This window comes from Mumia flava (assembly GCF_002797495.1).
GTDB classification, from domain to species: Bacteria; Actinomycetota; Actinomycetes; order Propionibacteriales; family Nocardioidaceae; genus Mumia; species Mumia flava.
Window position 1 is genome coordinate 715,385 of the sequence record NZ_PGEZ01000001.1, and the last position, 24,011, is coordinate 739,395.

Below are 24,011 nucleotides of genomic sequence, written 5' to 3' on the forward strand. Positions count from 1 at the left end.
CCCTCTCTCCGCCGACACCGAGCGTGCAACGATAGGGCCCGTGTCTGAGTCGTACTGGCGGTCCGTCATCGAGGCCGGCATGCGCGTTCCCGAGGACCGATCGCTCAACGATCTGACCCTCGAGCTGACCGAGATGCTCGCCAGCACCGATCCGGCGGTCCGGGACGATCTCGCGGTGCCGGTGCTGACCAGCTGGATCGGCAACGGGACGTACGACGAGCTGCTGCGCGGATTCGGCAACGGCCTGGTCACCGGTCTGCGCAACGGCCTGGGCTCCGACGGGGACGCGAGCGTGCTGCGACGTTCCTACACCGCACTGGTGCTGACCGAGACCGTGCTCCGCGACAACACCCACCAGCTGCTCCCGGCGGCGACCGTGATGGGGTGGGGCGACCAGGTGACCTCGTGGTTCGTCCGCGAGCGGGACCTGCGCGGCTGGATCCCGGAGCTCGGCTGGGCGCACGCGGTCGCGCACGGTGCCGACCTGATCGCCGCGCTCGCCCGCTCCGAGCACTTCGACAAGCTCGAGCTGACGGTGCTGCTCGACGTCGTCGCCGACCGTCTGCTCGCCGACACGCACTACGTGCTCAGCCACGGCGAGGACGACCGCCTCGCGTTCGCCGTCATGACGATCCTGCACCGCGACGCGGTCAGCTCGAACGTCGTCGAGCCCTGGATCGCCCGGCTGGCGGCCGGGACCCGGCGACCACGGACGCGTGGGCAGGCCGGGGGCGAGTGGCCGACGCCGGCCGCCGCGAACACCTCGCGCTTCCTGCGCGCGCTGTACGTCCAGCTCGCGCTCGGCGTGAAGGGCCGCTCCGACCTGCCCGGGGACGAGCGCCTGTTCGCCACCCCCGCGCCCGATCGAGCGGACCTCCTGCTCGTGGTCATCGACCAGATCCGGGCCGAGAACCCGGGACTCTTCGCGTCCACCAGCGGTCGCCGTACGCTCACGACGACACACTGATCGGCCACCGGGCCGTGCGCCCGGCTCTTACCGCTCGGTAACGTAGGTCACATGACCTCCGACACCCCCGCCGACGCGCCCGCCGAGGGCCGCGAGGGCCACGGCGGCGACCACGCGGTCGACGTCGCCCGTGCCCACGGCGTCACGACCATGTTCACCCTGTCCGGCGCCCACGTGTTCCCGATGTACGACGGTGCGGTGAAGGCGGACCCGCCGATGCGGATCGTCGACGTCCGGCACGAGCCGTCCGCGGTCTTCGCCGCGGAGGCGACCGGCAAGCTGACCCGCGACCCCGGGCTCGCCGTGCTCACGGCCGGCCCCGGGGTGACGAACGGCGTCAGCCCGATCGCTCAGGCCCACTTCGCCGGCTCGCCGCTCGTGGTGGTCGGCGGGCGTGCCCCGGCGAACCGGTGGGGCACCGGCAGCCTCCAGGAGCTCGATCACCCGCCGATCGTCGAGACGGTCTCCAAGTGGGCCGCCACCGCCCACGCCGTCGACGACATCGCGCCGATGACCGACCGGGCCTTCACGCTCGCACGCTCGTCGCACCGGGGCCCGACCTTCCTCGACGTCCCGATGGACCAGCTGTTCTCGCGCACCACGGTCACCTCGACCTCGACCGGCGAGGCGACCCGGATCGAGCCCGACGCCGACGCGATCGAGCGGACGGCACGCCTTCTGCACGCCTCCGAGCGCCCTGTGCTCGTGCTCGGCACCGACGTCTGGGCCGACCACGCCGAGGATGCCGCGCTCCGCTTCGTGGAGGAGTCCGGGATCCCGGTCCTGTCCAACGGCATGGGCCGCGGTGTGGTCCCCGGCGGACATCCCCAGCTCGTCACGAAGGCCCGCTCGCACGCGTTCAAGAACGCCGATCTCGTCGTGGTCGTCGGTGCACCGCTGGACTTCCGGCTCGGGTACGGCGTGTTCGGCGGCAAGGACGGCGCCGATCCCGCGAAGGTCGTCCATGTCGCGGACTCCCCCGCGCAGGTCTCGGGTCATGCAGCGCTGGCGGCCAGCGTCGCCGGCGACCTGACGACGACGCTGGACGGGCTGCTCGAGCGGCTCCTCGCCCAGTCCGGCACGAAACCCTCGTGGGCGGCCTGGCTGACCGACCTGCAGGAGCGCGTCGCCGCGGCCGCGCAGGCCGACGCGACCCTCCTGACGGCGGAGGCGGACCCGATCCACCCGGCGCGGATCTACGGCGAGCTCCTCCCGCGGCTCGCCGACGACGCGGTCGTGATCGGCGACGGCGGCGACTTCGTCTCGTTCGCCGGCAAGTACGTCGAGCCGAAGCGTCCCGGCGGCTGGCTCGACCCCGGCCCGTACGGGTGCCTCGGCGCCGGGCTGGGCGCCGCGATGGCGGCCCGGATCGCCCGGCCGGACAGCCAGGTCGTGCTGCTGCTCGGCGACGGTGCCGCCGGGATGTCGCTGATCGACGTCGACACGCTCGTCCGTCACGACCTGCCCGTCGTGATGGTCGTGGGCAACAACTCCGCCTGGGGCCTGGAGAAGTCCCCGATGCAGTTCCTCTACGGCTACGACGTCGCGGCCGATCTCGCGCCACAGACCCGCTACGACCAGGTCGTGACCGCGCTCGGCGGCGGCGGCGAGGCCGTGACGGACCCGCGCGAGATCGGCCCTGCGCTCGACCGCGCCTTCGCCTCCGGCGTCCCGTACCTCGTCAACGTGATGACCGACGTGAACGCGCAGTACCCGCGGAGCACGACGGGCGTCTGACCGCGTCCGGGTCCGTTGGCCCGGCATGAGACCATGGATGGCGCAGCAAGCCTGAGGAGGACACATGGGCAAGACCGGCCGCAAGCGCCGCGCGCGTCGCAAGAAGAACGCGAACCACGGCAAGCGCCCCAACGCGTGACGTCGTGATCGACGCACAGGCCCCGTACCGGCTCGGTACGGGGCCTTCGTCTTTCGCGCGTACGAGGCGTGCCGCCGTGCGGCTCAGATCGCGCGGGAGAACCCGACGAGGTCGACCCCGTCGATGGGCGACCAGTCCAGGTCGGGACGTCGGTCGAAACCGAAACGGCGGTAGACCGCGTGCGCGGGGAGCATCTCGGGCAGCGAGCTGATCACGACCTCGGCCAGCCCGTCGGCCTCGGCACGCTCGAGGCACCAGCGGACCATCGCCGAGGCGACCCCACGTCCGCCGGCGGACGGATCGACGCCGAGCATCCGGAACTCGCCCTGGTCCGGCCGGGTCGCGAGCTCGCGCATGGGCGATCCGGCGCCGCACCACGTGACCGAGCCGACGACCTCGGACCCGATCACCGCGACCAGCACCTCCGACGTCCGGGCCCGCGCAGGCGCATCCCGCAGGAGCCCGGCGTAGTACTCGTCGGTCGTGCCGTCGGCCAGCGTGAGGTAGCCGGCGGTGTCGTACGCATCGACCACGACCTGGCCCGCCCGGTCGAGCTCCGAGGTCTCAGCGGGGCGCACCACGACCGAGCGATCGTCGCCGTCCTGCGGGCGCGAGGTCCCGTGCTCGGATGCCAGGGTCATGCCGGCACCCGCGCGAGGAACCGGTCCACGTCCACCACGACCCGCCGTACCTCGCCTTGGGCGAGCAGCGTGCCACCGGCGTCGACAGCGACCACCTCGAAGGTCACGAGCCGTCCGTCCACGGACCGGACGGTCGCGGTCACCGCGACCCGCGCGTCGACCGCGCTGGCCGCGAGGTGGTCCAGACGGACGCGGGTCCCCACCGAGGTCGAGCCGTCCGGCAGCCGGCTGTCGATCGCCGCGCAGGTGGCCCGCTCGCACCAGGCCAGCACACGGGGCGTCGCCAGCACCGGCAGCGATCCGCTGCCGAGCGCGACGGCCGTGTCGGCGTCGCCCACCACGTGCTCCTCGGTCGCGGCGAGCCCGGGCTCCAGCCCGCTCACGCGTCGGTGCCGGGATCGGTCGTCCGGACCACGATGGAGGTCCTGATCGAGGTGACGACCTTCGCCCGCAGGACGTCGGGCGCCTTCTCCCGGCACGACCGGGCGACGAGCTCCTTGACGATCCGCTCGACGTCGAAGGCGGTCAGGCACGGCGCGCAGTCGGCGATGTGGGCGTGGATGTCGTCCCAGCTGCGCTCCGGCAGCTCGTGGTCGAGGAAGAGGTAGAGGTTCTCCAGCGCCTGCTGGCAGTCGCTCGGGGGCGCCGTCTCGTCAGTCATGCCTTCTCACCTGCCGCTGTCATGCCGCGTTCGCGAGCGTAGTCGGTGAGCAGCTCACGCAGCTGCCGGCGCCCGCGGTGCAGCCGCGACATCACGGTCCCGATCGGGGTGTCCATGATCTCGGCGATCTCCTTGTAGGGGAACCCCTCGACGTCGGCGAGGTACACGGCGTACCGGAAGTCTTCCGGGAGCTTCTGCAGCGCTTCCTTGACGTCGCTGTCCGGGAGGTGTTCGAGTGCCTCCATCTCCGCGGACTTCAGGCCGCTCGAGGTGTGCGCCGCCGCCTGGGCGAGCTGCCAGTCCTCGATCTCCTCCGTCATCTGCTGCGCGGGCTGGCGCTGCTTCTTGCGGTAGGAGTTGATGTAGGTGTTCGTCAGGATCCGGTACAGCCAGGCCTTGAGGTTGGTCCCCGGCCGGAACTGGTGGAACGCCTGGTACGCCTTCGCGAAGGTCTCCTGCACCAGGTCCTCGGCGTCGTGCGGGCTGCGGGTCATTCGCAGCGCGGCGGAGTACAGCTGGTCGAGGTACGGGAGGGCGTCGCGCTCGAAGCGCGCGGTCCGCTCCGCAGCGGTCTCCTCCTCGCCGACCCGGACCGTCTCGGCCTCGCCGGAGGGCGTCGTTGCCTGCTCGCTGGAATCGGTCATCGCACTCCAGCCTACCCTCGCCGCCCCGTCCAGGGTCGCCGCCGACGCCAGCGGGACGATCTGCTGGGTGGGCCTGGTCAGAACCTGCTGCACGGACACCTCCTGCGTCGGTGGGACATCCCGCACAACGTCGACCGCGTCGCCGCCATTCCCGCGGGCCGGCGGTCCGACCGCGCTGGAGCGCGGCCGCCGTGTCAGCTGCGGTCCGCTCAGCCCGCGCGTGCCGGGACCTTCGTCCGGAGGAACCCGACGACCCCGGCGATCAGCAGCTCATCGGCTGCCGCCTGGTCGAGCGCCGCCCGCTTCGGCACCCGCAGGCTGTGGTCGGCGTCCGGCAGGACCGTGAAGGACGTGCCGACCCGGAACTCCTCCGGACGTCCGAACGGGTCGCGCCCACCTTGCACGACGTGGGTCGGGAGGCCGGACCCCGCGAGCTCGTCGGCCCGCGACCGCTCGGGCTTCCCGGGCGGGTGCAGCGGGAAGGCGAGCGCCACGACCGCGACCGCGCCGAGCGAGCGCCCGGTCCGGCACGCCACGCGGGCGCCCGCGCTGCGCCCACCGACCACCATCGGGCTCCTCGGGCGCAGGTGGTCGACCAGCGAGACGAAGCACTCGTCGAGGATCCGCGGCGCGGACGCGATCCGCTTGCCTGCCGTGCGCCACGGCATCTCCACCCGGACCACGCTGACGCCGAGCCGCGGCAGCCGCGCCGTGAGCAGTGCGAGGTCGGGGCTGTCGATGCCACCTCCGGCACCATGGGTGAGCACCAGGCAGGCCCAGGGTCGCGACGACCGTCGCTGCACGATCCGACCGGGGCCGTGCGGGGTGTCGTAGGTCGCCTCCGCGAGCGTGACCATCAGGCGTCGTCGGACGAGCGCGACTCGCCCGCGGACGCCTGCGCGTCGAGGGGGAGCGGGTCCATGAGCTCCGGGCCGTTGTTGCGCACGTTGTTGACCGAGCGCGAGACCGGATACGCCTCCAGCACCCCGGGAGCGGCGGGCACGAGCAGCGACGACAACGCCTCCTTGTCGTCGTTGGCGGGGTCGAGCCAGGAGGCCCACGCGTCACGCGGCACGAGCATCGGCGCCCGGTCGTGGATCCGGCCGAGGTCGTCGGCGGCGCTCGTCGTGATCACGGTGAAGGTCCACAACCACGCCGCGTCGTCGCCCTCGTCGCGGGTCTTGTCACGCCAGATCTCGTACAACCCGGCCATGGCGAGCGTCGAGCCGTCGGGGTGGTGGATGAAGTACGGCTGCTTGACGGGCTTGCCCTTGGCATCGCGCTCGTCCCCGGCGTACCACTCGTAGAATCCGTCGGCGGGGACGATCGCACGCCTCTTCGCGAACGCCGAGCGGAACGACGGCTTCTCGGCCAGGGTCTCGGCCCGTGCGTTGATCATGCGGTTGCCGATGGCCGGATCCTTCGCCCAGCTCGGGACGAGGCCCCACTTCACCCCCTTGACCAGGCGATGCACCCCGTCGCCCTCGCTCGCACGACGCTCCAGGACCAGCGGCACGACCTTCGTCGGCGCGACGTTGTAGTCAGCGCGGACGTCACCGAGGTCGTCGGCCGGCTCGGCCTCGAACTCGGCGGTCAGGTCGGCGCGGGATCGGGTGGTGGCGTAGCGGCCGCACATGGGTTCAGCGTGTCACAAGGCGCCGACATCGTCGCCGGGGCCGGTGTCCGCCCGTCCCGAGATCGAGCGGACACCGGTGCCCCCGACTACCTGCTGAGCTCGTCGAGCAGCCGGCTGGCCGACTCCGAGCCCCTCGGCAGCCCTTCGACCCACAGCCGCACCTGCGGCAGGTCGACGGCCGCGTCGAGCAGGTCCTTCAGCGCGCCGAAGCGGTCCGTGCCGGACTCGCGCTCGACGAGCGTGACGGCGCGGCGCTCCCCTACGCGCGCGATCGTCTCGTCCGCGTCGAAGCAGGTGCGCATCGTCTCCGACAGCGCCAGCATCGACAGCGAGCGGAGCAGCCCGGCCTCCGGCCCGCCCCCGGCGGGCAGCTCGGCGACCACGAACACCCAGCGGCTGCCGGCGTCGTACCCCTCGCGCTCGGCGACCCGGTACGCCTCGTCGAGGCGCGTCCGCAGGTGCGCCGGGGTCGCGAGACCGGTGAGCGGGTCCTCGCACGACAGCGTGTGTGCGTGCTGGAGGACCGCCTCGGTCCAGGCGATGCTCATCTCGCGGACGAGCTCGTACGGTGGGAGCGAGCCCGAGACGCCACGACACACGTCCTCGACGTCGCGCAGCAGCTCGCTCCACCCGATGCCGTCGGTGGCTGCGGTCGCCCCGAGCTCGACCGCAACCCCCGCCAGGTCGCCGCCGGACGCGAGGGTCTCCCCCAGCGCGTCCAGGCGACGGATCGGCACGCCGAACAGCCCCTCGGACCCGTCCGAGGCCGGGCTCGCCTGGCGTCGGTCGGGTCGGTGGAGGGGGTCCTCGATGTGCGTCATGCTCCAGAGACGTGGCGCGTGACGAAACGTGACGCGACTTTCGTGGATTTTTCTCAGGAGTTCTCGGCGGCCCCCGCGAATGCGTACGGTAGACCCGACATGAGCGTTCAGACCGACCCTGCCGTCCCGAGCGACGCCGAGCTGATCTCGGCGGTGCGCGCGGGCGACACCGACGCGTACGGCGAGCTGTTCGAGCGCCACCGCGAGGCCGCGCAGCGGATGGCCCGACAGCTCACCTCGGGCACGGAGGTCGACGACCTCGTCTCCGAGGCGTTCATCCGGGTCCTGGACCAGCTGCGCGCCGGCGGCGGACCCGACCTCGCCTTCCGTGCGTACCTGCTCACCGCCATCCGACGGCTGCACGTCGACCGGATCCGCACGACCCAGCGCGAGACGGCGACCGACATCCCCGAGGAGCTGGGCGGCGGGGTCGAGTTCGACGACACCGCGGTCAGCGACTTCGAGAACTCCGCCGCCGCCGCGGCGTTCACGTCCCTGCCCGAGCGGTGGCAGCTCGTCCTGTGGCACCTCGACGTCGAGGGCCAGAAGCCCGCCGACGTCGCCCCGCTCCTGGGGATGACACCGAACGGCGTGTCCGCCCTCGCCTACCGCGCCCGCGAGGGCCTGCGCCAGGCCTACCTCCAGAACCACCTGTCCGACACCGCCGCCGACGGCTGCCGCTGGACGACCGAGCACCTCGGCGCGTACGTGCGCGACGGCCTCGGCAAGCGTGACGCCGGCAAGGTCCGCGAGCACCTCGACGGATGCTCGCGCTGCACAGCGGTCTACCTGGAGCTGCTCGAGGTCAACTCCAACCTCAAGGGCCTGCTGCTCCCGGCACTGCTCGGCGCCGCGGCCCTGGGCTACGCCGCCGAAGCCGGCAAGGTCGCTGCGGCGGGCTCCGCGGGGGTCGGCGGCTGGTTCAGCCAGGCGGGCAACCGGTTCCGCGACCTCGTCGCGAGCGGGCCGGGGCCGGCCCTCACGGCTGCCGGGGTCACCGTCGGCATCGTCGGCGCGGGGATCGCCGGCGCGCTCGTCCTGACCAACCTCGTCAACGACTCGGAGAGCACGCCGAGCTCGGACATCGCGATCTCGCCGCTCACCCCGGGCGGGGAGCTCGATCGGCCCGGCTCCGGCGGCCCGGGCGACGGGCCGGACGACGGACTCGACGACGGGCCCGCCGACGGTCCGGCCGCGCTCCCCGCTGCGCTGCCCCCGGCCGCGGTCCCGCCGGCGGCCCCCGCGCCCGGCGACACCGGGGCCGGGGACGACACCGGCACGTCTCCCGGTGGTGACGACGACGCAGGCGGCGGAGACAACGGCGGCGGCGACAACGGCGGCGGAGACAACGGCGGAGGCGACAACGACGGGGGCGACAACGGCGGAGGTGACAACGGCGGCGGAGAAGACGGCGGAGGCGACAACGGCGGAGGCGACAACGGCGGGGCGCCGGGGACACCCGGTGGCTTCACGTTCTCCATCGGACCGGACGGCCCCCAGCTCGCGTGGGATGCGGTCGCCGGAGCAGACGGGTACCGCGTCTTCCGGCAGACCCAGGGGACCGCGACCGGCGGTCGCTTAGCCGCTGCGGCACCGGCACGCGGGACGCTGATCTCCGGGCGCCGGCCGATCACGTCGACGGCCTTCACCGATCGCGACGCACCGTACGGGTCCGTCGTGGTGTACGAGGTCGTGGCCGTCGGTGCAGGAGGCGACTCGGACCCGGGCGTCTTCGGTCCCGTGGAGATCCCGTCCCGGCCGACGACTCCCCCGACCAGCCCGCCGACGTCGCCACCGACGTCCGAACCCACCACCGAGCCGACCTCCCCACCCACCAGCGAGCCCACCACCGAGCCGACGTCCCCACCGACGTCCGAACCCACCACCGAGCCGACCTCCCCACCCACCAGCGAGCCCACCACCGAACCGACCTCCCCACCGACGTCCGAGCCCACCACCGAACCGACGAGCCCACCGACGTCCGAGCCGACCACCGAACCGACGAGCCCACCGACGACACCGCCGCCCGCGCCCCCGACCGCCCCGGGCGGGATCACGGTCGAGCTCGGTCCGGAGGGGCCTGCCATCACCTGGAGGCCGGTCGACGGCGCCGACGGCTACCGCGTGTACCGCTCCACGGGCCAGGGCGAGCCGGGTGAGCTCGGCGAGCTCGTGTCCGGCGACGACCCGATCAAGGCGACGGTCTTCCTCGACGGGTCCGCGCCCGCGGGAGCACGCGTGGTCTACGGCATCGTCGCCGTCGGGCCCGGGGGGACGTCGGATCCCGGCCTCTCACGCCCGGTGGACATCCCGTACCCCCGGCTGAGCGCCCCGGAGGACATCACGTTCAGCCTCGGACCCGACGGCCCCGAGCTCGCGTGGAAGGCCGTCGACGGCGCGGACGGCTACCGCGTGTACCGCGCCGAGCAGGGCACCGCGCTCGGCGGTCGGTTCGCCGTCGCCGCCGAGGTCACCGGGACGCTGGTCTCCGGGGACGATCTTCTCACGTCCCCGTCGTTCGTCGACCGCGACGCCCCGAACGGGGCGCGCGTGCTCTACGAGATCGTCGCCGTCGGCCCCGGCGGCGAGTCCGACCCGGGTCTGTACGGCCCGGTCGACCTCCCGAACACGCACGGCGTGCTGCAGGTCCGGCCGTACCTCACCTCGAGCACCGTCTGCCTGGAGGTGTTCGAGGTCGGACAGACACCGGTCGTCGGGTTCACGCACCCGGAGGAGGGTTGCGCGGAGGCGACCCGGTGGCGCGTCGACCCGCGCGACGTCAACGCCTCGACGCTGCGCCCGATCGACGGTCCCGCCGCCGGCCTCTGCCTCACCTGGGAGGGGCTGCTGAGGGCCACCGCCCTGCGCCCCTGCACGTCGGCTCCCGAGCAGCGGTGGCGCATCGACGCGGACGACACGGGCGAGCAGCAGATCCGGTCGGACGCGCGGCCCTCGCAGACGCTCGACGCCTCGCTCGCCGTCCTCGACATCCCGGGCCTGCCGGTCCAGCTGCGCGGCACGCTGATCTCCAGCCTGTTCGTCCCTCAGGACCGGCTCAACCAGCCGCAACGCTTCACGTTCCTCCTCGACGGGCCACGTTCCCCCTCCTGACGGGGTCGCCCACCTGACGGCGCAGCCTGCGCCCCCTACGGTCGGAGCATGAGCGCGAACACGACCTACGTCATCGCCGGGGGCGGTCTGGCCGCTGCCCGAGCCGCCGAGACGCTGCGCGAGGAAGGCTTCGACGGCACCGTGGTGGTGCTCGCGGCCGAGCACCACCTGCCGTACGAGCGCCCGGTGCTGTCGAAGGGCTTCATGCTCGGCGAGAAGGACCTCGCCAGCGCGACCGTGCTCCCGCTGGACTGGTGGGACGAGCACGACGTCGACCTGCGCACCGGCGCCCTCGTCACGGCGCTGGACCCGGTGGCCCGCACCGTGACGCTCGCCGACGGCACCGCCGTGTCGTACGACCGGCTGCTCGTCGCAACCGGGTCGCGTGCTCGGAGGCTCGACGTCCCCGGTGCCGACCTGGACGGGGTGCACACGCTGCGGGACCGGGAGGATGCCGCGGCGATCCGCGCCGCCCTCACCACGAAGCGCCCGGTGGTCGTGGTCGGCGCAGGGTGGATCGGCCTGGAGGTCGCCGCCGCTGCCCGCGCGGCCGGCTGCGACGTCACGGTGATCGAGCCGGCCGAGCAGCCGCTGCTGCGTGTGATGGGACCCACGGTCGGGGCCCTCTTCGCCGACCTGCACCGCGCACACGGCGTAGATCTCCGCCTCGGGACCGAGGTCGACCGCATCACCGGCACCGACGGCGTCGTCACCGCAGTCCGCACGGCCGACGGCGACGAGATCGCGGCGGCCTGCGTGGTCGTCGGGATCGGCGCCGACCCGCAGGTCGACTGGGCCATCGCCGCGGGACTCGCCGGCGACGGCGCGGTCGACGTCGACGCAGCGCTGCGTACCTCCGACCCGACGATCTTCGCAGCAGGCGACGTCGCGGCGGTCGACCACCCGGTCCTCGAGGGCCGGGTCCGCGTGGAGCACTGGGCGAACGCCCAGAACACCGGTCCCGCGGCGGCACGCTCGATGCTGGACCAGGACGTGAGCTTCGACCGGCTGCCGTACTTCTTCACCGACCAGTACGACCTCGGGATGGAGTACGTCGGCCACCTCGAGGACGCCACCTCCGCCGAGGTCGTCCTGCGCGGCGACGTGTCCGAGCTCGCGTACGTCGCGTTCTGGCTGGTCGACGGCGTCGTCCGGGCAGCGATGCACGTCAACCAGTGGGACGACGGGGTCGAGCCGCTCAAGCCGCTGATCGGCACGCGGGTCCCACCCGAGCGGCTCGCCGACCCCGGCGTCGCCCTCACCGACCTGGCCGACTGAGCCGCCACCGTCGTCGTCCGCCGACACCACCGACCCGTACCCGCCGTCGCGTGCCCGTGACCCCGATCGGCGGTAGGAAGGAACCATGACCCTGCTCCGAGCCGTCGCTCGCCCCCTCCTCGCCTCGATGTTCGTGTACGGAGGGCTCAACGCCCTGCGCAACACCGAGGCCGTCGCCGCTCGCGCCAAGCCCGTCACCGACCGGATCGAGTCGCTGGTCGGCAGCGTCGCACCCGACGCTCCCGTCCCGATCGACGGGCCGACGCTGGTCCGCGTGAACGGCGCCGTCGACGTCGCCTTCGGCGTGATGCTCGGCACCGGGCGGATGCCACGGCTGTCGGCGCTGGTCCTCGCCTCCTCGCTGGTACCGACCACGCTCGCCGGTCACCGCTACTGGGAGGAGTCCGACCCGACGGTGCGCGGCAACCAGCAGGTGCACTTCGTCAAGAACCTGTCGATGCTCGGTGGACTGCTCATGTCGCTGCTCGACCCGGACCCGAAGAAGAAGATCCTCCCGGCCCGAGCGAAGGACAAGGTCGTCGACGCCGGCGAGTCCGTCCAGGAGTCGCTGCACGACACCGCCAACCACGTGCGCTGGGAAGTGAAGCGCCGACGGCGCTGAGGCGCCGATCGGCTCGGCTAGGCTTCTTCGCGATGTCGACGCAGCTGTGGTCCGCCCCGTACCGTCCCGAGCCCCTCGACGCCGCGGTGTCCCTGCCGGGCTCGAAGTCGCAGACGAACCGCGCGCTCGTCCTCGCCGCGCTCGCCGACGGACCGTCCCGGCTCCACCGCCCGCTGGTCTCGCGCGACGCGGACCTGATGGCCGACGCGCTCGCGGCGCTCGGCGCCGGGATCGTCAGGGACGCCGAGCACTGGACGGTGACCCCGGCACCGCTCGGACAGCCGCTCGGGGCGGTCACGATCGACTGCGGGCTGGCTGGGACGGTCATGCGCTTCGTCCCGGCCGTCGCCGCGCTGTTCGACGCCACCACCACGCTCGACGGTGACCCGCGGGCGCGGGAGCGCCCGATGGGCGGGACCCTCGACGCCCTGCGCGGTCTCGGTGTCGCACTCGACACCCCGCAGGGAGACCGGCTGCCGTTCGCGGTGCACGGGACCGGCACGGTCGCGGGCGGTCCGCTGACGATCGACGCGTCGGAGTCCAGCCAGTTCGTGTCCGCGCTGCTCCTGGTCGCGCCCCGCTTCGCCGACGGCCTGGACCTGCGGCACGCAGGCGAGCGGATGCCCTCGCTGCCGCACGTCGCGATGACGCTGGACGAGCTGCGGCGTCGCGGGGTCGAGGTCGAGGAGCCCGAGCCTGCCCGCTGGATCGTCCGGCCGGGTGCCGTCCGCGCCCTCGACGCCGAGATCGAGCCCGACCTCTCCAATGCCGGGGCGTTCCTGGGCGGGGTTCTGGTCACCGGTGGCCGCCTGCGGGTGCGGCACTGGCCCACCCGTACGACCCAGGCGGGCGACCGCTGGCGGTCGATCGCGGTGTCGTTCGGTGCGGCGGTCGAGCGCGACGGCGACGACCTCGTGGTCACCGCGACCGGGGTCCCCCGCGGTGTCGACCTCGACCTCGGCGACGTCGGTGAGCTGACGCCGGTGGTCGCCGCGGTCGCCGCACTCGCCGACGGCCCCTCGCGCCTGCGCGGCATCGGGCACCTGCGCGGCCACGAGACCGACCGGATCGCCGCGCTGGCGACCGAGCTGCGTCGGGTCGGCTGCACGGTCGACGAGCACGACGACGGTCTGACGATCGTGCCCGGGCCGCTGCGGTCCGCGGACCTGGAGACCTACGCCGACCACCGGATGGCCCATGCGGCGGCCGTGCTGGGCCTGGCAGCGAAGGGCACCCGGGTGCACGACGTCGAGACCACGGCGAAGACCTACCCCGGGTTCGCCGACGACTGGGAGCGGTTCGCATCGTGACCGGCGGGTACGACGAGGAGCGGCTGCACCAGCAGTTCGACCGACCCCGTCGACGGACCCGCCCCCGTACGAAGGACCGGCCTCGCCACGCCGACGCGGAGGACGCCTGGGTCGTCGGGATCGACCGAGGGCGCTACACCCTGCTCGTCGGTGACGACGACCGCCGGGTCACGGCGATGAAGTCGCGCCCGCTCGGTCGCAAGGGCGTGGTCGTGGGAGACCGCGTCCGGGTCGTCGGCGACACCTCCGGACGACCGGACACGCTGGCCAGGATCGTCGACGTCGAGGAGCGCAGCACGGTGCTGCGCCGGACCGCGGACGACGACGAGACGCACGAGCGCGTGGTCGTCGCGAACGCCGACCAGCTCGTCGTCGTCACCGCGCTGGCCGATCCTCCCCCGCGTCCGCGTCTGGTCGACCGGTGTCTCGTGGCCGCCTACGACGCGGGCATGACGCCGCTGGTCTGCCTCACGAAAGCCGACCTGGCCGACCCCGCGCCGCTCGCGGAGCAGCTCGCGCCGCTCCACGTCGACGTGGTCGTCACCGAGCGGGGCGGAGACCTGGCGATGCTGCGTGAGCGGCTCCGCGGTCGTACGAGCGTGCTCGTCGGCCACTCGGGCGTCGGCAAGTCGACGCTGGTCAACGCGCTCGTGCCGGACGCCGAGCTCACGACCGGGCACGTCAACGAGGTCACCGGCCGCGGACGGCACACCTCGACGGCAGCACGCGTGCTCGCCCTGCCGTTCGGGGGATGGATCGTCGACACGCCGGGGATCCGCAGCTTCGGCCTGGCGCACGTGAGCGCGGACGGGCTGCTGGCCGCCTTCGGCGACCTCAAGGAGGTCGCCGTCGACTGTCCGCGCGGCTGCCAGCACACCGCGTCGGACCCGGAGTGCGCGCTCGACGCGGCGGTCGCCGACGGACGGGTGGACGCCGCACGGGTGGACTCGTTCCGGCGGCTCCTCGCGAGCCGGGAGGGCGAGTAGCCGCGCGGCGGACAGCGCCGGGTGGAGGGCGTACGCGCGGGAGTGCGTAGACGCGACCACCTGGCTGGGACACCCTGCACCTGGCTGGGGAAACCGTCAGGGCCAGGTGCGGGTCTGCCCAGCCGGCTACGCAGACTGTCCCTGCGCAGACTGTCGCTACGCAGACTGTCGCTGCGCAGGCTGTCGCTGCGCAGACTGTCGATCAGCGGAGGCAGTCCTCGAGGCTGTCGGCGTCACCTGCGGCGACCGACTGACCGCACCAGACCGCACGCGCTCCACGGTCGCCGGTCTCGAACGCGAGCCACGCCGAGGTGAGCGCCACCACCATCGTCAGGACGGCCAGGACGTGCACCGCGCTCCCGCTCGACCGTGACGCCTCCACGGCCGTCGCCACGGCGAGCACGGCGAGCACGATCAGCGCGACCAGCAGACGCGTCCCCCACTGCTCGTGCTCGTCGATCGCGGCGCCGATCTCGCCTCCGGCATCGAGGTCGTCGGCGAGCGCGTGCCCCGCGCGAACCGCGACGAAGCCCGAGACCGCGGTCAGGACCGCTCCGACCGCCAGCGGCCAGCGCAGGACCCACCGCCAACGGGGCACGAGGAATCCCACCGAGAGCAGCGCCACGAGCGGCACCCCGACCACGACGACGTGGATCACGAGGGGGTGGAGCGGCAGTCCGCCGATCTGGTCGAACACGTTGCCTCCCGCGGCCGCGGGTCCGAGCAGCCGTCGTGGTCCATCCTAGGGTCGCGAGGCTCTAGGGTGGCGTCATGGCGCACTCCCACCACGACGACCTGAGACTCTGCCACGTGCTCGCCGACAACGCCGACGCGATCTCGATGGAGAAGTTCCAGTCCGCCGACCTGCAGATCGCGACGAAGCCGGATGCGACCTGGGTGACGGAGGCGGACCGGGCCGTGGAGCAGGCGATCCGCGGCACCCTGCGCCGCGCACGGACCCGCGACACGGTGATCGGCGAGGAGTCGGGCGAGGAGGTCGGGACGGTCGAGGACGCGTCGCGCCGGTGGATCATCGACCCGATCGACGGCACGTCCAACTACGTCCGCGGCGTCCCCGTGTGGGCGACGCTGATCGCGCTCGCGATCGACGACGAGGTGGTCGCCTCGTGCGTCTCGGCGCCCGCGCTCGGACGCCGCTGGTGGGCGTCGAAGGATGCCGGCGCCTACACCGGGAAGTCCCTGATGTCGGCGCGCCGGATCCGCACGTCGGCGGTCGACCGGGTCGAGGACGCGTCGTTCTCCTACGCCTCGCTCGGCGGCTGGGAGGCGATCGGCAAGCTCGACGGGTTCCTGGCGCTGTCGCGGCACTGCTGGCGCACCCGCGGGTACGGCGACTTCTGGTCGTACATGCTGCTGGCCGAGGGTGCGGTGGACATCGCCGCCGAGCCCGAGCTCGCCCTGTGGGACATGGCGGCGCTCGACGTGATCGTGCGCGAGGCCGGCGGCACGTTCACGGCGCTGAACGGACGATCGGGACCGTGGCACGGCAACGCCCTCGCGACGAACTCGCTGCTGCACGAGTCGGCGATGGCCTACCTCGGCTACTTCCCGGACTCCGCCGACGAGCTGGACCTCCCCGAGGACGCGGACCCCGAGCCGGAGCCGCGAAGCGCCCCGCCGGCGAACGTGACCGACCTCGCCGCGCACCGGCGTACGGACTCCTCGACCGTCCGACCGCCTCGTTAGGATCGCCGCCATGTCCGAACCGACACCCGGCCAGGAACCACCCGACCGTCCCGACTCCGCGCCCGCGCCGGACGCGCCTTCCGCTCAGAGCCCCTACGGCACGCCGCAGCCCTCGCAGCCGCAGCACCCTCCATACGGCGCTCCGCAGCCGCCGAGCCCGCCTTACGGCGCGCCGCAGCAGCCGAGTCCTCCGTACGGCCAGAACCCGGCGTACGGCACCCCCCAGGGTCCGCCGCCCGGCACCCCGTACGGCGGGTTGCCGCAGGCTGCGTATCCGCTGCCGGCCGACCCGGACCGACGTCCGGCGACGGTCTCCGCCGCCGCGTGGATCACGATCCTGACCTCCGGGGCGTCCGCGCTGCTGTGGCTGCTCGGCACGGTCCTGTTCGCCGGGATCATCGACCTGCTGATGGACGACCCGGCGGAGTTCGACCTGACTCCGGGCGACGTCCGCGATCTCGAGTCGGCGCAGGGCTTCGTGATCGCGCTCTGCGTGGTGCTCGCCCTGATCAGCGCGCTGGCGGCGGTGGTGGCGATCTTCGTCCTGAAGCGTCAGAACTGGGCTCGGATCACCCTCGTCGTGATGGCTGCGGTCTGCGCCGGTCTCGGGGTCCTCGGCGGGTTCGCCGCGCTGATCCCCTTCCTGTGGGGCGCGGCGGGCATCACGGTGATCGTCCTGCTCTTCGTCGGTGGCGCGAACGAGTGGTTCGCCCACCGGCCGCCGCCGCCCGGAGGCGGGTACGGCGGCTACGGCGGCGGAGGCGGCTACGCGCCGCCGGCCCAGGGCTACGGCCAGCAGGGCTACGGCCAGCAGGGCTACGGCCAGCCCGGGCCGTACGGCGCACCCCCGCAGCAGCCGCCCTCGTCGCCCGGGGGATGGGGACAGCAGCCGCCTTCGGGATGGTGAGACGGATCACGTCTCACCTGTACCCTCGTCGCGAGTCGCGCTAGATTGAGCCCACCGACCACCGAGTGAGCCGGGGGGATCCACGATGAAGGTCAGCGACATCGTCTCGTCGAAGGGCAGCACCGAGGTCTTCACGATCAGGCCGGACGCCTCGGTCTCGGACCTCCTCGACGTGCTTGCCGAGCACAACATCGGCGCGCTCATCGTCAGCGAGGACGGCGACCACGTCCTCGGCATCGTGTCCGAGCGCGACATCGTCCGCAAGCTCCGCGGCGTGCCGGAGCCGGGGACGCAGACCGTCGAGGCGATCATGACCACCGACGTCCACTCGTGCCAGCCCGGCGACGACATCGGTGTCCTGATGTCGATCATGACCGACCGCCGGATCCGGCACATCCCCGTGCTCGACGAGGAGGGTGCGCTCACCGCGCTGCTGTCGATCGGCGACGTGGTGAAGTTCCGCACCGAGCAGCTCGAGTTCGAGCGCGACCAGCTCAACGAGTACGTCGCGCAGGCGCGCTGAGCCGCTGCGGCGCTCAGTCCTCGACGGGCCGGCGGAGCAGCTGGCGGGCGCACGCGGCGGCGAGCACCCCGCCGGCGACGACCATCACCATGCCCGGACCCGGGGACCAGCCGCCGAACCCGACGAGCCGGATCACGTGAACCAGCTGCCAGACCGGGAGCCCGATCGCGACCGCGGCGAGGACCACGGCGTGCCACCCGCTGATCCGGGGGAACGGCAGCAGCACGCCGGCCAGGCCGAGCACGGACGCGTAGAACGTCCACAGGCCCGGACCGCGTGCACCGGAGACCGACAGGCTGCCGACGAGGAGCCACGGCAGGAACGACCCGATCATCACCAGCAGCACCGCGAAGATCAGCCGCTTGCGGCCGGGATGCATGGGCTGTCGTGGTCGGTTGGACCCCCCGAGCGAGATCCTCTGGGTGCCGCCCGCGGTGCCGCCCGATGGGCTGGTGCTCGTCGCCATGGAGCGACCGTAACCGGCATGAGCTGGATCACACACCCCTCCGACGGACCGCCGGGCGCCGCTGAGCGGTGCTGCACGACACCCGGCGTACGACCAGCGGTCGCGATGACGCGACGAACGGCGCGGGACCGCCGAATCCCCACGGAACCGCGGGCTGCTGACCGCTGAGCGACAAGTCCCCGCCGCTCGCCGCAAGAGTGTGAGTTGGACCACATTCGCACCTTGACCGCCCCGTCCCGACCTTGCTTGCCTCGTGTCCCGACGGCCGCCGTCCAGCGGCCGCGTCATGCAGGTTCACAGCACCGGGAAGGTTGCCATGGACGAACAAGCGCGCCGCGAGTACTGGCGCAGCAATCTCCGCCTGATGGCGGTACTACTCACGATCTGGGCGCTGGTCTCGTTCGGCGCCGGAATCATCTTCGTTGACGCGCTCAACAACATCGAGATCGCCGGGTTCCCGCTGGGCTTCTGGTTCGCACAGCAGGGCTCGATCATCACCTTCGTCATCCTCATCGCCGTCTACGTCTGGCGGATGGACAAGCTCGACAAGCGGTACGGCATCGACGAGTACGAGGAGGAGGTGCACCACTCGTGACGGACATCCAAGCCTGGACCCTCGTCTTCGTCGTCATCACCTTCGCGATCTACATCTACGTCGCGTGGGCGAGCCGCGTCTCGGACACGAAGGGCTTCTACGTCGCCGGCGGTGGCATCCCGGCACCGGCCAACGGCGCCGCGATCGCAGCCGACTGGATGAGTGCGGCGTCGTTCATCTCGATGGCGGGCATCATCGCGCTCGCCGGCAACGGCTACGCCGGATCGGTCTACCTGATGGGCTGGACCGGCGGCTACGTGCTCCTGGCGCTCCTCCTGGCGCCGTACCTGCGCAAGTTCGGCAAGTACACCGTGCCCGACTTCGTGGGCGACCGGTACTCCGAGACCGCACGCCTGATCGCCGTGGTCTGTGCGATCGTCGTCTCGTTCGTCTACGTCGCGGGGCAGATGTCCGGCGTCGGCGTCGTGTTCAGCCGCTTCCTCGGGGTCGACACCACGTGGGGCGTCATCATCGGCATGGCGATCGTGTTCTGCTACGCGGTGCTCGGCGGCATGAAGGGCATCACCTGGACACAGGTCACGCAGTACAGCGTGCTGATCATCGCCTACCTGATCCCGGCGGTCGCGGTCTCGCAGAAGCTGACCGGGATCCCGCTGCCGCAGATCGGGTTCGGGCAGATCCTGGAAGAGCTGAACGCCCTGCAGGCCGATCTCGGGTTCGCCTCCTACACCGAGGCGTTCACCAGCCAGAACATGCTGAACATGATCCTGATCACCGCCGCGCTGATGTTCGGCACGGCGGGGCTGCCGCACGTGATCGTGCGGTTCTACACGGCGAAGAACGTCCGTGCCGCGCGCTACTCCGCACTCTGGGCGCTGTTCTTCATCGCGCTGCTCTACACCACGGCCCCGGCCGTGGCGTCGTTCGCGAAGTACAACATCCTGGGTGACGTCAACGGAGTCGCGCTCGCCGACCAGCCGAACTGGTTCAACCAGTGGGCCGACGTCGGGCTGGTGACCGGCCCCGCCGCCGAGGACGGGACGCTTCCACCGGTCAGCGACCTCAACGGCAACGGGGTCCTCGACTTCACCGGAGCAGGATCGGACGTCGCGAACGAGGTCGTGATCAACAACGACATCCTGGTGCTGGCCTCGCCCGAGATCGGCGGCCTTCCGGCGCCGATCGTCGGTCTGGTCGCCGCGGGCGGCCTCGCGGCGGCGCTGTCCACCGCGTCCGGCCTGCTGCTGGTGATCTCGTCCTCCGCGGCGAACGATCTCTACCACAAGCGGATCAACCCGAAGGCGAACGAGAAGCAGCAGCTCCTCGTCGCACGGATCGCGATGGCGGCCGCCATCCTGATCGCCGGCTGGCTCGGCATCAACCCGCCCGGGTTCGTCGCCCAGGTGGTCGCGCTGGCCTTCGGACTCGCAGCGTCCAGCTTCTTCCCGATCCTGGTCCTCGGGATCTTCTGGAAACGATGTACGGCCGCAGGCGCCGCAGCCGGCATGACCGCCGGCATCGTGACGACGATGGCGTACATGATCTGGACGATCGACATCTACGGCAACAGCGAGGGCATCTGGGGCATCCACGAGACCGGCTTCGGAACGATCGGCATGCTGATCAACTTCGCGGTGACGATCATCGTGTCGCTGATGACGAAGCCGCCCTCCGAGGCCATGCAGCACCTGGTGGAGGACGTCCGCTACCCGGGCCGCACCGAGCTGGTCGCGCGACACGCCGCCGGAGAGGAGATCGAGTGACCGCCTAGCTGGTGCCGACCCCCGATCGGCGCCAGGGTGCGCGCCGTCCGCCGGAGCGGGCGGCGCGCACCTCTGTGCGCGGCGCTGCTGCGCTCAACGCGGAACGCTCAGCCCGGCGCTCAGCGCGGTACGACGCGGATGATCCGGTCGCGCCCGCCTCCGTTCGAGGTCGAGACGTACAGGACCCCGTCGGGAGCCACCGTGATCCCGCGCAACCGGCCGTACCGGCGGTACAGGCGCGCCGGACGCGACTGCTTGACGAGACGTCCCCGCTTGTTGAAGGCCAGGAACCGGACCTGCTGGGCCTTGAGCGCCGTGATCGCCAGGACCCGGCCGGACTTCCTGCCCCAGCGCTTGCCGCGCAGCCAGGCGCCTGCGCTCGCCGCGATCGTCGGGTAGCCCGAGCGCCAGCGGGCCTTGCGCTGCTTGCCGGGCAGCCCGTGGTCGGTCATCGGCACGGACTCGTCGTAGCCCGGGCCGGGCTTCCACCCGTAGTCGCCACCGCGACGCAGGCGGTTGACCTCGTCGTCCCGGCTGGTTCCCTGCTCCACGTTCCAGATCTGCGTCCCTCGACGCGCCAGCCCCTGGACGTTGCGGTGCCCGTAGGTGAACACCCGCCGCTTCATCGCGTTCTTCGAACCGGCCCACCGGTTCTTCGGCCACCCCCGGCCGGTCCGCGGATTCACCCGGAGCACCTTGCCGCCCCCGGACTTCAGCCGCCGAGGGGTCCGGCTCGAGGCAGCGTCGCCGGTCCCGATGTACAGCGCACCGTTGCGCCCGAAGACCAGGGCGCACCCGCCGTGCCGTCCGCTGGTGCTCGGCAGACCGCGCACGATCGTGCGGACCAGGCGTGCCTTGGTCCGGGCGTCGTTCAGCCGCCAGCGCGCCACCCGGACGTCGGTCCGCCCCGCGCTGCGCCACCCGTGGCAGGTGTAGAACTGGCCGTTCCGCGCGAACCGGGGCGCCAGCTCGATCGCCATCAGGCCGGTCTCCCCTCCCGACCACAGCCCCGCGGCACGCCCGACCGTACGGCGTCCTCCACCGACGGTGCCGAGCGAGATCCGCAAGCGGTCCCGCTCGGTGAAGAGGAACCGCTTCTTCGAGATGAACGCGAGGTCCCACGGGTGGTCGAGCCCGCCCAGCACGACCCGGCTGCCGATCCGGGCGGAGGCGGGCGCCGCTGGTGGCTCGCTGGCTCGCAGGCTCGCGCCTCGACCGGCGGGCGCCGCCGTCGAGGCAGGGCCGGTGGCGACGAGCAGGCCGGCGACGAGCGCCCCGGCCGCGACGACGGATGCCTGTCTCATCTCTCGAGTCTGCGACCGTCCGGCCGGACCCGCAACGGGCCGACGTGACGGCTCTCACCTCGTACGGGTTCGTCTCGGCCGCTCCCGGGCGGCTAGCCTCGTCGAGGCTGTCTGCGGGGCCCACGCTGCGTCGGCACGGCCCTGCCCCTCCGGCTCCCGCGGCACCACTGCGTACGCCGGCCTGTCTGCCCGAACGGAGACCCCGTGCGTCCGAGCCCGACCGCGCCCGCGAGCGGCACGCCGACCCCGAGCGGGTCCCCGACCGTCCGCGAGGTCCTTCGTTCGCCCCGGCTGCTGCGGACCGAGGGCCTGGCCGGCCTCGTGGTCGCGCTGGCGCTGATCCCGGAGGCGATCTCGTTCTCGATCATCGCGGGGGTCGATCCGCGGGTCGGTCTGTTCGCGTCGTTCACGATGGCGGTCACGATCGCGTTCGTCGGCGGCCGGCCGGCGATGATCTCGGCCGCGACCGCGGCGGTCGCGGTCGTGGTCGCGCCGGTCGCGAAGGAGCACGGGCTGGACTACCTGATCGCCACCGTGATCCTCGCCGGCGTGTTCCAGGTCCTGCTCGGCCTGTCCGGCGCCGCCCGGCTGATGCGGTTCATCCCGCGCAGCGTCATGGTCGGGTTCGTGAACTCGCTGGCGATCCTCATCGCGCTGGCGCAGCTGCCGCACCTCGTCGACGTCGACTGGCTCGTCTACCCCCTGGTCGCTCTCGGGATCGGCATCATCTGGCTCCTCCCCCGGATCACCAAGGCGGTCCCGGCTCCGCTGGTCGCGATCGTCGTGCTGACCGTGGTCACGGTGACGACCGCCGTGGCCGTCCCGACCGTCGGGGACGAGGGCGCGCTCCCCGAGAGCCTGCCGTCGCTGCTCGTTCCCGACGTGCCGCTGAACCTCGAGACGCTGCGGATCATCGCACCGTACGCGCTCGCGATGGCGGTCGTGGGCCTGCTGGAGTCGCTGATGACGGCCAAGCTCGTCGACGACGTCACCGACACCCGCTCGGACAAGACCCGTGAGGCGTGGGGGCAGGGCGTCGCCAACGTCGTCACCGGCTTCTTCGGCGGCATGGGTGGCTGCGCGATGATCGGGCAGACGATGATCAACGTGAAGGTCTCGGGTGCACGCAGCCGCGTCTCGACGTTCCTCGCCGGCGTGCTGCTGCTCGTGCTGGTGGTCGGGTTCGGCGATCTCGTGGCGATCATCCCGATGGCGGCGCTCGTCGCGGTCATGCTGATGGTCTCGGCCGCCACGTTCGACTGGCACAGCATCCGCCCGGCGACGCTGCGGCGGATGCCGCGGTCGGAGACCACGGTCATGATCACGACGGTGGTCGTGGTGGTGGCGACCCACAACCTGGCGATCGGCGTCGGGGCCGGCGTGCTCACCGCGATGGTGCTGTTCGCCCGGCGGGTGGCGCACATGACGCGGGTCGCCGACGTCGCGGCGATCGGCGACGACACCCACGTCTACGCGGTCACCGGCGAGCTGTTCTTCGCCACCAGCAACGACCTCACGACGCAGTTCGACTACGTCAACGCGCCGACGAACGTCGTGATCGACCTCAGCGACGCCCACGTGTGGGACGCCTCGACGGTGGCGGCGCTCGACGCGGTGCAGACGAAGTTCGAGTCCCGCGGCCACCGCGTCTCGATCGTCGGTCTGAACGAGGCGAGCGCCGCGATGCACGACCGGCTCAGCGGCCACCTCGGCGCCGGCCACTGAGCCGGCCGTGCGAGGACGGGGTCATGCGTGGGGGAAGTCGCCACCGTCGTACGCGCGCTGCTCGACCAGGACCAGCCAGTTCCCGGAGTTGTCCCGCATGACGGCCTCGACGCCGTAGGGCCGCTCCGACGGCGGCTGCACGAACGTGACGCCCTTCGCCGAGAGCTCCTCGTAGGTCTTGCGACAGTCGTCGGTCGCGACCCCGAACCCGCTCATCGTGCCGTTGGCGAGCGACCGCTCGATCGCGTCACTCAGCGCCGGGTCGGCCGGCGGCCCCGGCTTCATCAGGGTGACCTGGACCTCCGGCTGATCGGGGTGTGCGATCGTCAACCACCGGAACCCGTCGCCGAGGGTCTGGTCGGTCTGCACCTCGAAGCCGAGCAGATCGGTGTAGAAGTCCCGCGCGGCGTCCTGGTCGGTGACCCAGAGCGTCACCAGTGAGATGTGGGTGATCATCGTCCCTCCTCGTGTCGTCCCTCGACGGTAGGCGGAGCACGAGCGCCGGCG

The 24,011-nt window shown here is 72.3% G+C and carries 25 protein-coding genes; 14 read left to right on the forward strand and 11 right to left on the reverse strand.

All coding sequences use genetic code 11. The features are described from left to right. Nucleotides 1–40 precede the first annotated feature (40 nt). The 3 genes from CLV56_RS03420 to CLV56_RS21420 all read left to right on the forward strand — a co-directional run bounded on the left by CLV56_RS03420 (nucleotide 41) and on the right by CLV56_RS21420 (nucleotide 2,843). Complete coding sequence (locus CLV56_RS03420) at nucleotides 41–967, forward strand: DUF2785 domain-containing protein (RefSeq protein WP_039345537.1); 927 nt, start codon at nucleotides 41–43, stop codon at nucleotides 965–967. A gap of 51 nt (nucleotides 968–1,018) precedes the next feature. After that, nucleotides 1,019–2,704 carry an acetolactate synthase gene (locus tag CLV56_RS03425; protein ID WP_039345540.1) on the forward strand — a complete coding sequence of 562 codons (1,686 nt, stop codon included), beginning with the start codon at nucleotides 1,019–1,021 and terminating at the stop codon, nucleotides 2,702–2,704. Nucleotides 2,705–2,768: 64 nt separating this feature from the next. Further along, complete coding sequence (locus tag CLV56_RS21420; protein ID WP_373887156.1) at nucleotides 2,769–2,843, forward strand: 50S ribosomal protein bL37; 75 nt, start codon at nucleotides 2,769–2,771, stop codon at nucleotides 2,841–2,843. A gap of 83 nt (nucleotides 2,844–2,926) precedes the next feature. Here CLV56_RS21420 and CLV56_RS03430 read toward each other — a convergent pair whose 3' ends face one another. The 7 genes from CLV56_RS03430 to CLV56_RS03460 form a co-directional block, all read right to left on the reverse strand. Further along, nucleotides 2,927–3,484: a GNAT family N-acetyltransferase gene (locus tag CLV56_RS03430; RefSeq protein ID WP_100414385.1), complete on the reverse strand. Its 558-nt coding sequence runs from the start codon at nucleotides 3,482–3,484 to the stop codon at nucleotides 2,927–2,929. Then, nucleotides 3,481–3,867, reverse strand: a complete 387-nt coding sequence (locus CLV56_RS03435; protein ID WP_245857570.1) for a thioesterase family protein — start codon at nucleotides 3,865–3,867, stop codon at nucleotides 3,481–3,483. Before CLV56_RS03435 ends, CLV56_RS03430 begins: the two co-directional genes overlap by 4 nt. After that, nucleotides 3,864–4,145, reverse strand: a complete 282-nt coding sequence (gene rsrA, locus CLV56_RS03440; RefSeq protein ID WP_039345543.1) for a mycothiol system anti-sigma-R factor — start codon at nucleotides 4,143–4,145, stop codon at nucleotides 3,864–3,866. Before rsrA ends, CLV56_RS03435 begins: the two co-directional genes overlap by 4 nt. Beyond that, entirely contained in the window at nucleotides 4,142–4,789 is a 648-nt protein-coding gene (locus CLV56_RS03445) for a sigma-70 family RNA polymerase sigma factor (protein ID WP_039345545.1), read from the reverse strand. The genes rsrA and CLV56_RS03445 overlap by 4 nt, the downstream gene beginning before the upstream one ends. A 209-nt stretch (nucleotides 4,790–4,998) precedes the next feature. After that, nucleotides 4,999–5,646, reverse strand: coding sequence for an alpha/beta hydrolase family protein (locus CLV56_RS03450; RefSeq protein WP_039345548.1), 648 nt, complete (start codon nucleotides 5,644–5,646; stop codon nucleotides 4,999–5,001). Further along, complete coding sequence (locus CLV56_RS03455; protein ID WP_039345550.1) at nucleotides 5,646–6,425, reverse strand: SOS response-associated peptidase; 780 nt, start codon at nucleotides 6,423–6,425, stop codon at nucleotides 5,646–5,648. Before CLV56_RS03455 ends, CLV56_RS03450 begins: the two co-directional genes overlap by 1 nt. An 86-nt stretch (nucleotides 6,426–6,511) precedes the next feature. Then, nucleotides 6,512–7,246: a hypothetical protein gene (locus CLV56_RS03460; RefSeq protein ID WP_039345553.1), complete on the reverse strand. Its 735-nt coding sequence runs from the start codon at nucleotides 7,244–7,246 to the stop codon at nucleotides 6,512–6,514. 99 nt (nucleotides 7,247–7,345) lie between these two features. Here CLV56_RS03460 and CLV56_RS20940 point away from each other — a divergent pair, with 99 nt between their 5' ends. The 5 genes from CLV56_RS20940 to rsgA all read left to right on the forward strand — a co-directional run bounded on the left by CLV56_RS20940 (nucleotide 7,346) and on the right by rsgA (nucleotide 14,553). Further along, a complete protein-coding gene (locus CLV56_RS20940) occupies nucleotides 7,346–10,357 on the forward strand; it encodes a sigma-70 family RNA polymerase sigma factor (protein WP_211287962.1) in 3,012 nt (1,003 codons plus the stop codon). 48 nt (nucleotides 10,358–10,405) lie between these two features. Beyond that, complete coding sequence (locus tag CLV56_RS03470; protein ID WP_039345557.1) at nucleotides 10,406–11,635, forward strand: NAD(P)/FAD-dependent oxidoreductase; 1,230 nt, start codon at nucleotides 10,406–10,408, stop codon at nucleotides 11,633–11,635. A gap of 85 nt (nucleotides 11,636–11,720) precedes the next feature. Next, the gene (locus tag CLV56_RS03475; protein WP_100414386.1) at nucleotides 11,721–12,257 is read left to right on the forward strand and encodes a DoxX family protein; all 537 of its coding nucleotides are present in this window, start codon (nucleotides 11,721–11,723) and stop codon (nucleotides 12,255–12,257) included. 32 nt (nucleotides 12,258–12,289) lie between these two features. Then, entirely contained in the window at nucleotides 12,290–13,567 is a 1,278-nt protein-coding gene (aroA, locus tag CLV56_RS03480) for a 3-phosphoshikimate 1-carboxyvinyltransferase (RefSeq protein WP_039345560.1), read from the forward strand. Further along, nucleotides 13,564–14,553: a ribosome small subunit-dependent GTPase A gene (gene rsgA / locus CLV56_RS03485; RefSeq protein WP_039345563.1), complete on the forward strand. Its 990-nt coding sequence runs from the start codon at nucleotides 13,564–13,566 to the stop codon at nucleotides 14,551–14,553. Before aroA ends, rsgA begins: the two co-directional genes overlap by 4 nt. A 202-nt stretch (nucleotides 14,554–14,755) precedes the next feature. Here rsgA and CLV56_RS03495 read toward each other — a convergent pair whose 3' ends face one another. After that, entirely contained in the window at nucleotides 14,756–15,250 is a 495-nt protein-coding gene (locus tag CLV56_RS03495; protein WP_100414388.1) for a DUF2231 domain-containing protein, read from the reverse strand. A gap of 74 nt (nucleotides 15,251–15,324) precedes the next feature. Here CLV56_RS03495 and CLV56_RS03500 point away from each other — a divergent pair, with 74 nt between their 5' ends. From CLV56_RS03500 to CLV56_RS03510, 3 genes are all read left to right on the forward strand, one after another. Continuing rightward, nucleotides 15,325–16,260, forward strand: a complete 936-nt coding sequence (locus CLV56_RS03500) for an inositol monophosphatase family protein (RefSeq protein ID WP_100414389.1) — start codon at nucleotides 15,325–15,327, stop codon at nucleotides 16,258–16,260. A 10-nt stretch (nucleotides 16,261–16,270) separates the two neighbouring features. Continuing rightward, nucleotides 16,271–17,167: a hypothetical protein gene (locus tag CLV56_RS03505; protein WP_157805049.1), complete on the forward strand. Its 897-nt coding sequence runs from the start codon at nucleotides 16,271–16,273 to the stop codon at nucleotides 17,165–17,167. 85 nt (nucleotides 17,168–17,252) lie between these two features. Further along, nucleotides 17,253–17,690, forward strand: coding sequence for a CBS domain-containing protein (locus tag CLV56_RS03510; protein ID WP_039345566.1), 438 nt, complete (start codon nucleotides 17,253–17,255; stop codon nucleotides 17,688–17,690). Nucleotides 17,691–17,703: 13 nt separating this feature from the next. On the opposite strand, the gene CLV56_RS03515 is transcribed toward CLV56_RS03510, so the two are convergent. Then, nucleotides 17,704–18,156 (reverse strand): hypothetical protein, encoded by a 453-nt coding sequence (locus CLV56_RS03515; protein ID WP_245857571.1) that lies wholly within the window; start codon nucleotides 18,154–18,156, stop codon nucleotides 17,704–17,706. A gap of 316 nt (nucleotides 18,157–18,472) precedes the next feature. Here CLV56_RS03515 and CLV56_RS03520 point away from each other — a divergent pair, with 316 nt between their 5' ends. Together CLV56_RS03520 and CLV56_RS03525 are read left to right on the forward strand one after the other, a co-directional pair. Next, nucleotides 18,473–18,751: a DUF4212 domain-containing protein gene (locus tag CLV56_RS03520; protein ID WP_039345569.1), complete on the forward strand. Its 279-nt coding sequence runs from the start codon at nucleotides 18,473–18,475 to the stop codon at nucleotides 18,749–18,751. Then, nucleotides 18,748–20,475: a sodium:solute symporter family protein gene (locus CLV56_RS03525; protein ID WP_039345572.1), complete on the forward strand. Its 1,728-nt coding sequence runs from the start codon at nucleotides 18,748–18,750 to the stop codon at nucleotides 20,473–20,475. The genes CLV56_RS03520 and CLV56_RS03525 overlap by 4 nt, the downstream gene beginning before the upstream one ends. Nucleotides 20,476–20,594: 119 nt before the next feature. Here the strand turns inward: CLV56_RS03525 and CLV56_RS03530 are convergent, their stop codons facing one another. Further along, complete coding sequence (locus CLV56_RS03530; protein WP_039345575.1) at nucleotides 20,595–21,779, reverse strand: PQQ-dependent sugar dehydrogenase; 1,185 nt, start codon at nucleotides 21,777–21,779, stop codon at nucleotides 20,595–20,597. Between the two features lie 204 nt (nucleotides 21,780–21,983). Between CLV56_RS03530 and CLV56_RS03535 the strand changes: the two genes are divergently transcribed. Continuing rightward, nucleotides 21,984–23,504: a SulP family inorganic anion transporter gene (locus CLV56_RS03535; protein WP_039345578.1), complete on the forward strand. Its 1,521-nt coding sequence runs from the start codon at nucleotides 21,984–21,986 to the stop codon at nucleotides 23,502–23,504. A 21-nt stretch (nucleotides 23,505–23,525) separates the two neighbouring features. Here the strand turns inward: CLV56_RS03535 and CLV56_RS03540 are convergent, their stop codons facing one another. Next, a complete protein-coding gene (locus CLV56_RS03540) occupies nucleotides 23,526–23,960 on the reverse strand; it encodes a VOC family protein (RefSeq protein WP_039345581.1) in 435 nt (144 codons plus the stop codon). Between the last annotated feature and the right edge of the window lie 51 nt (nucleotides 23,961–24,011).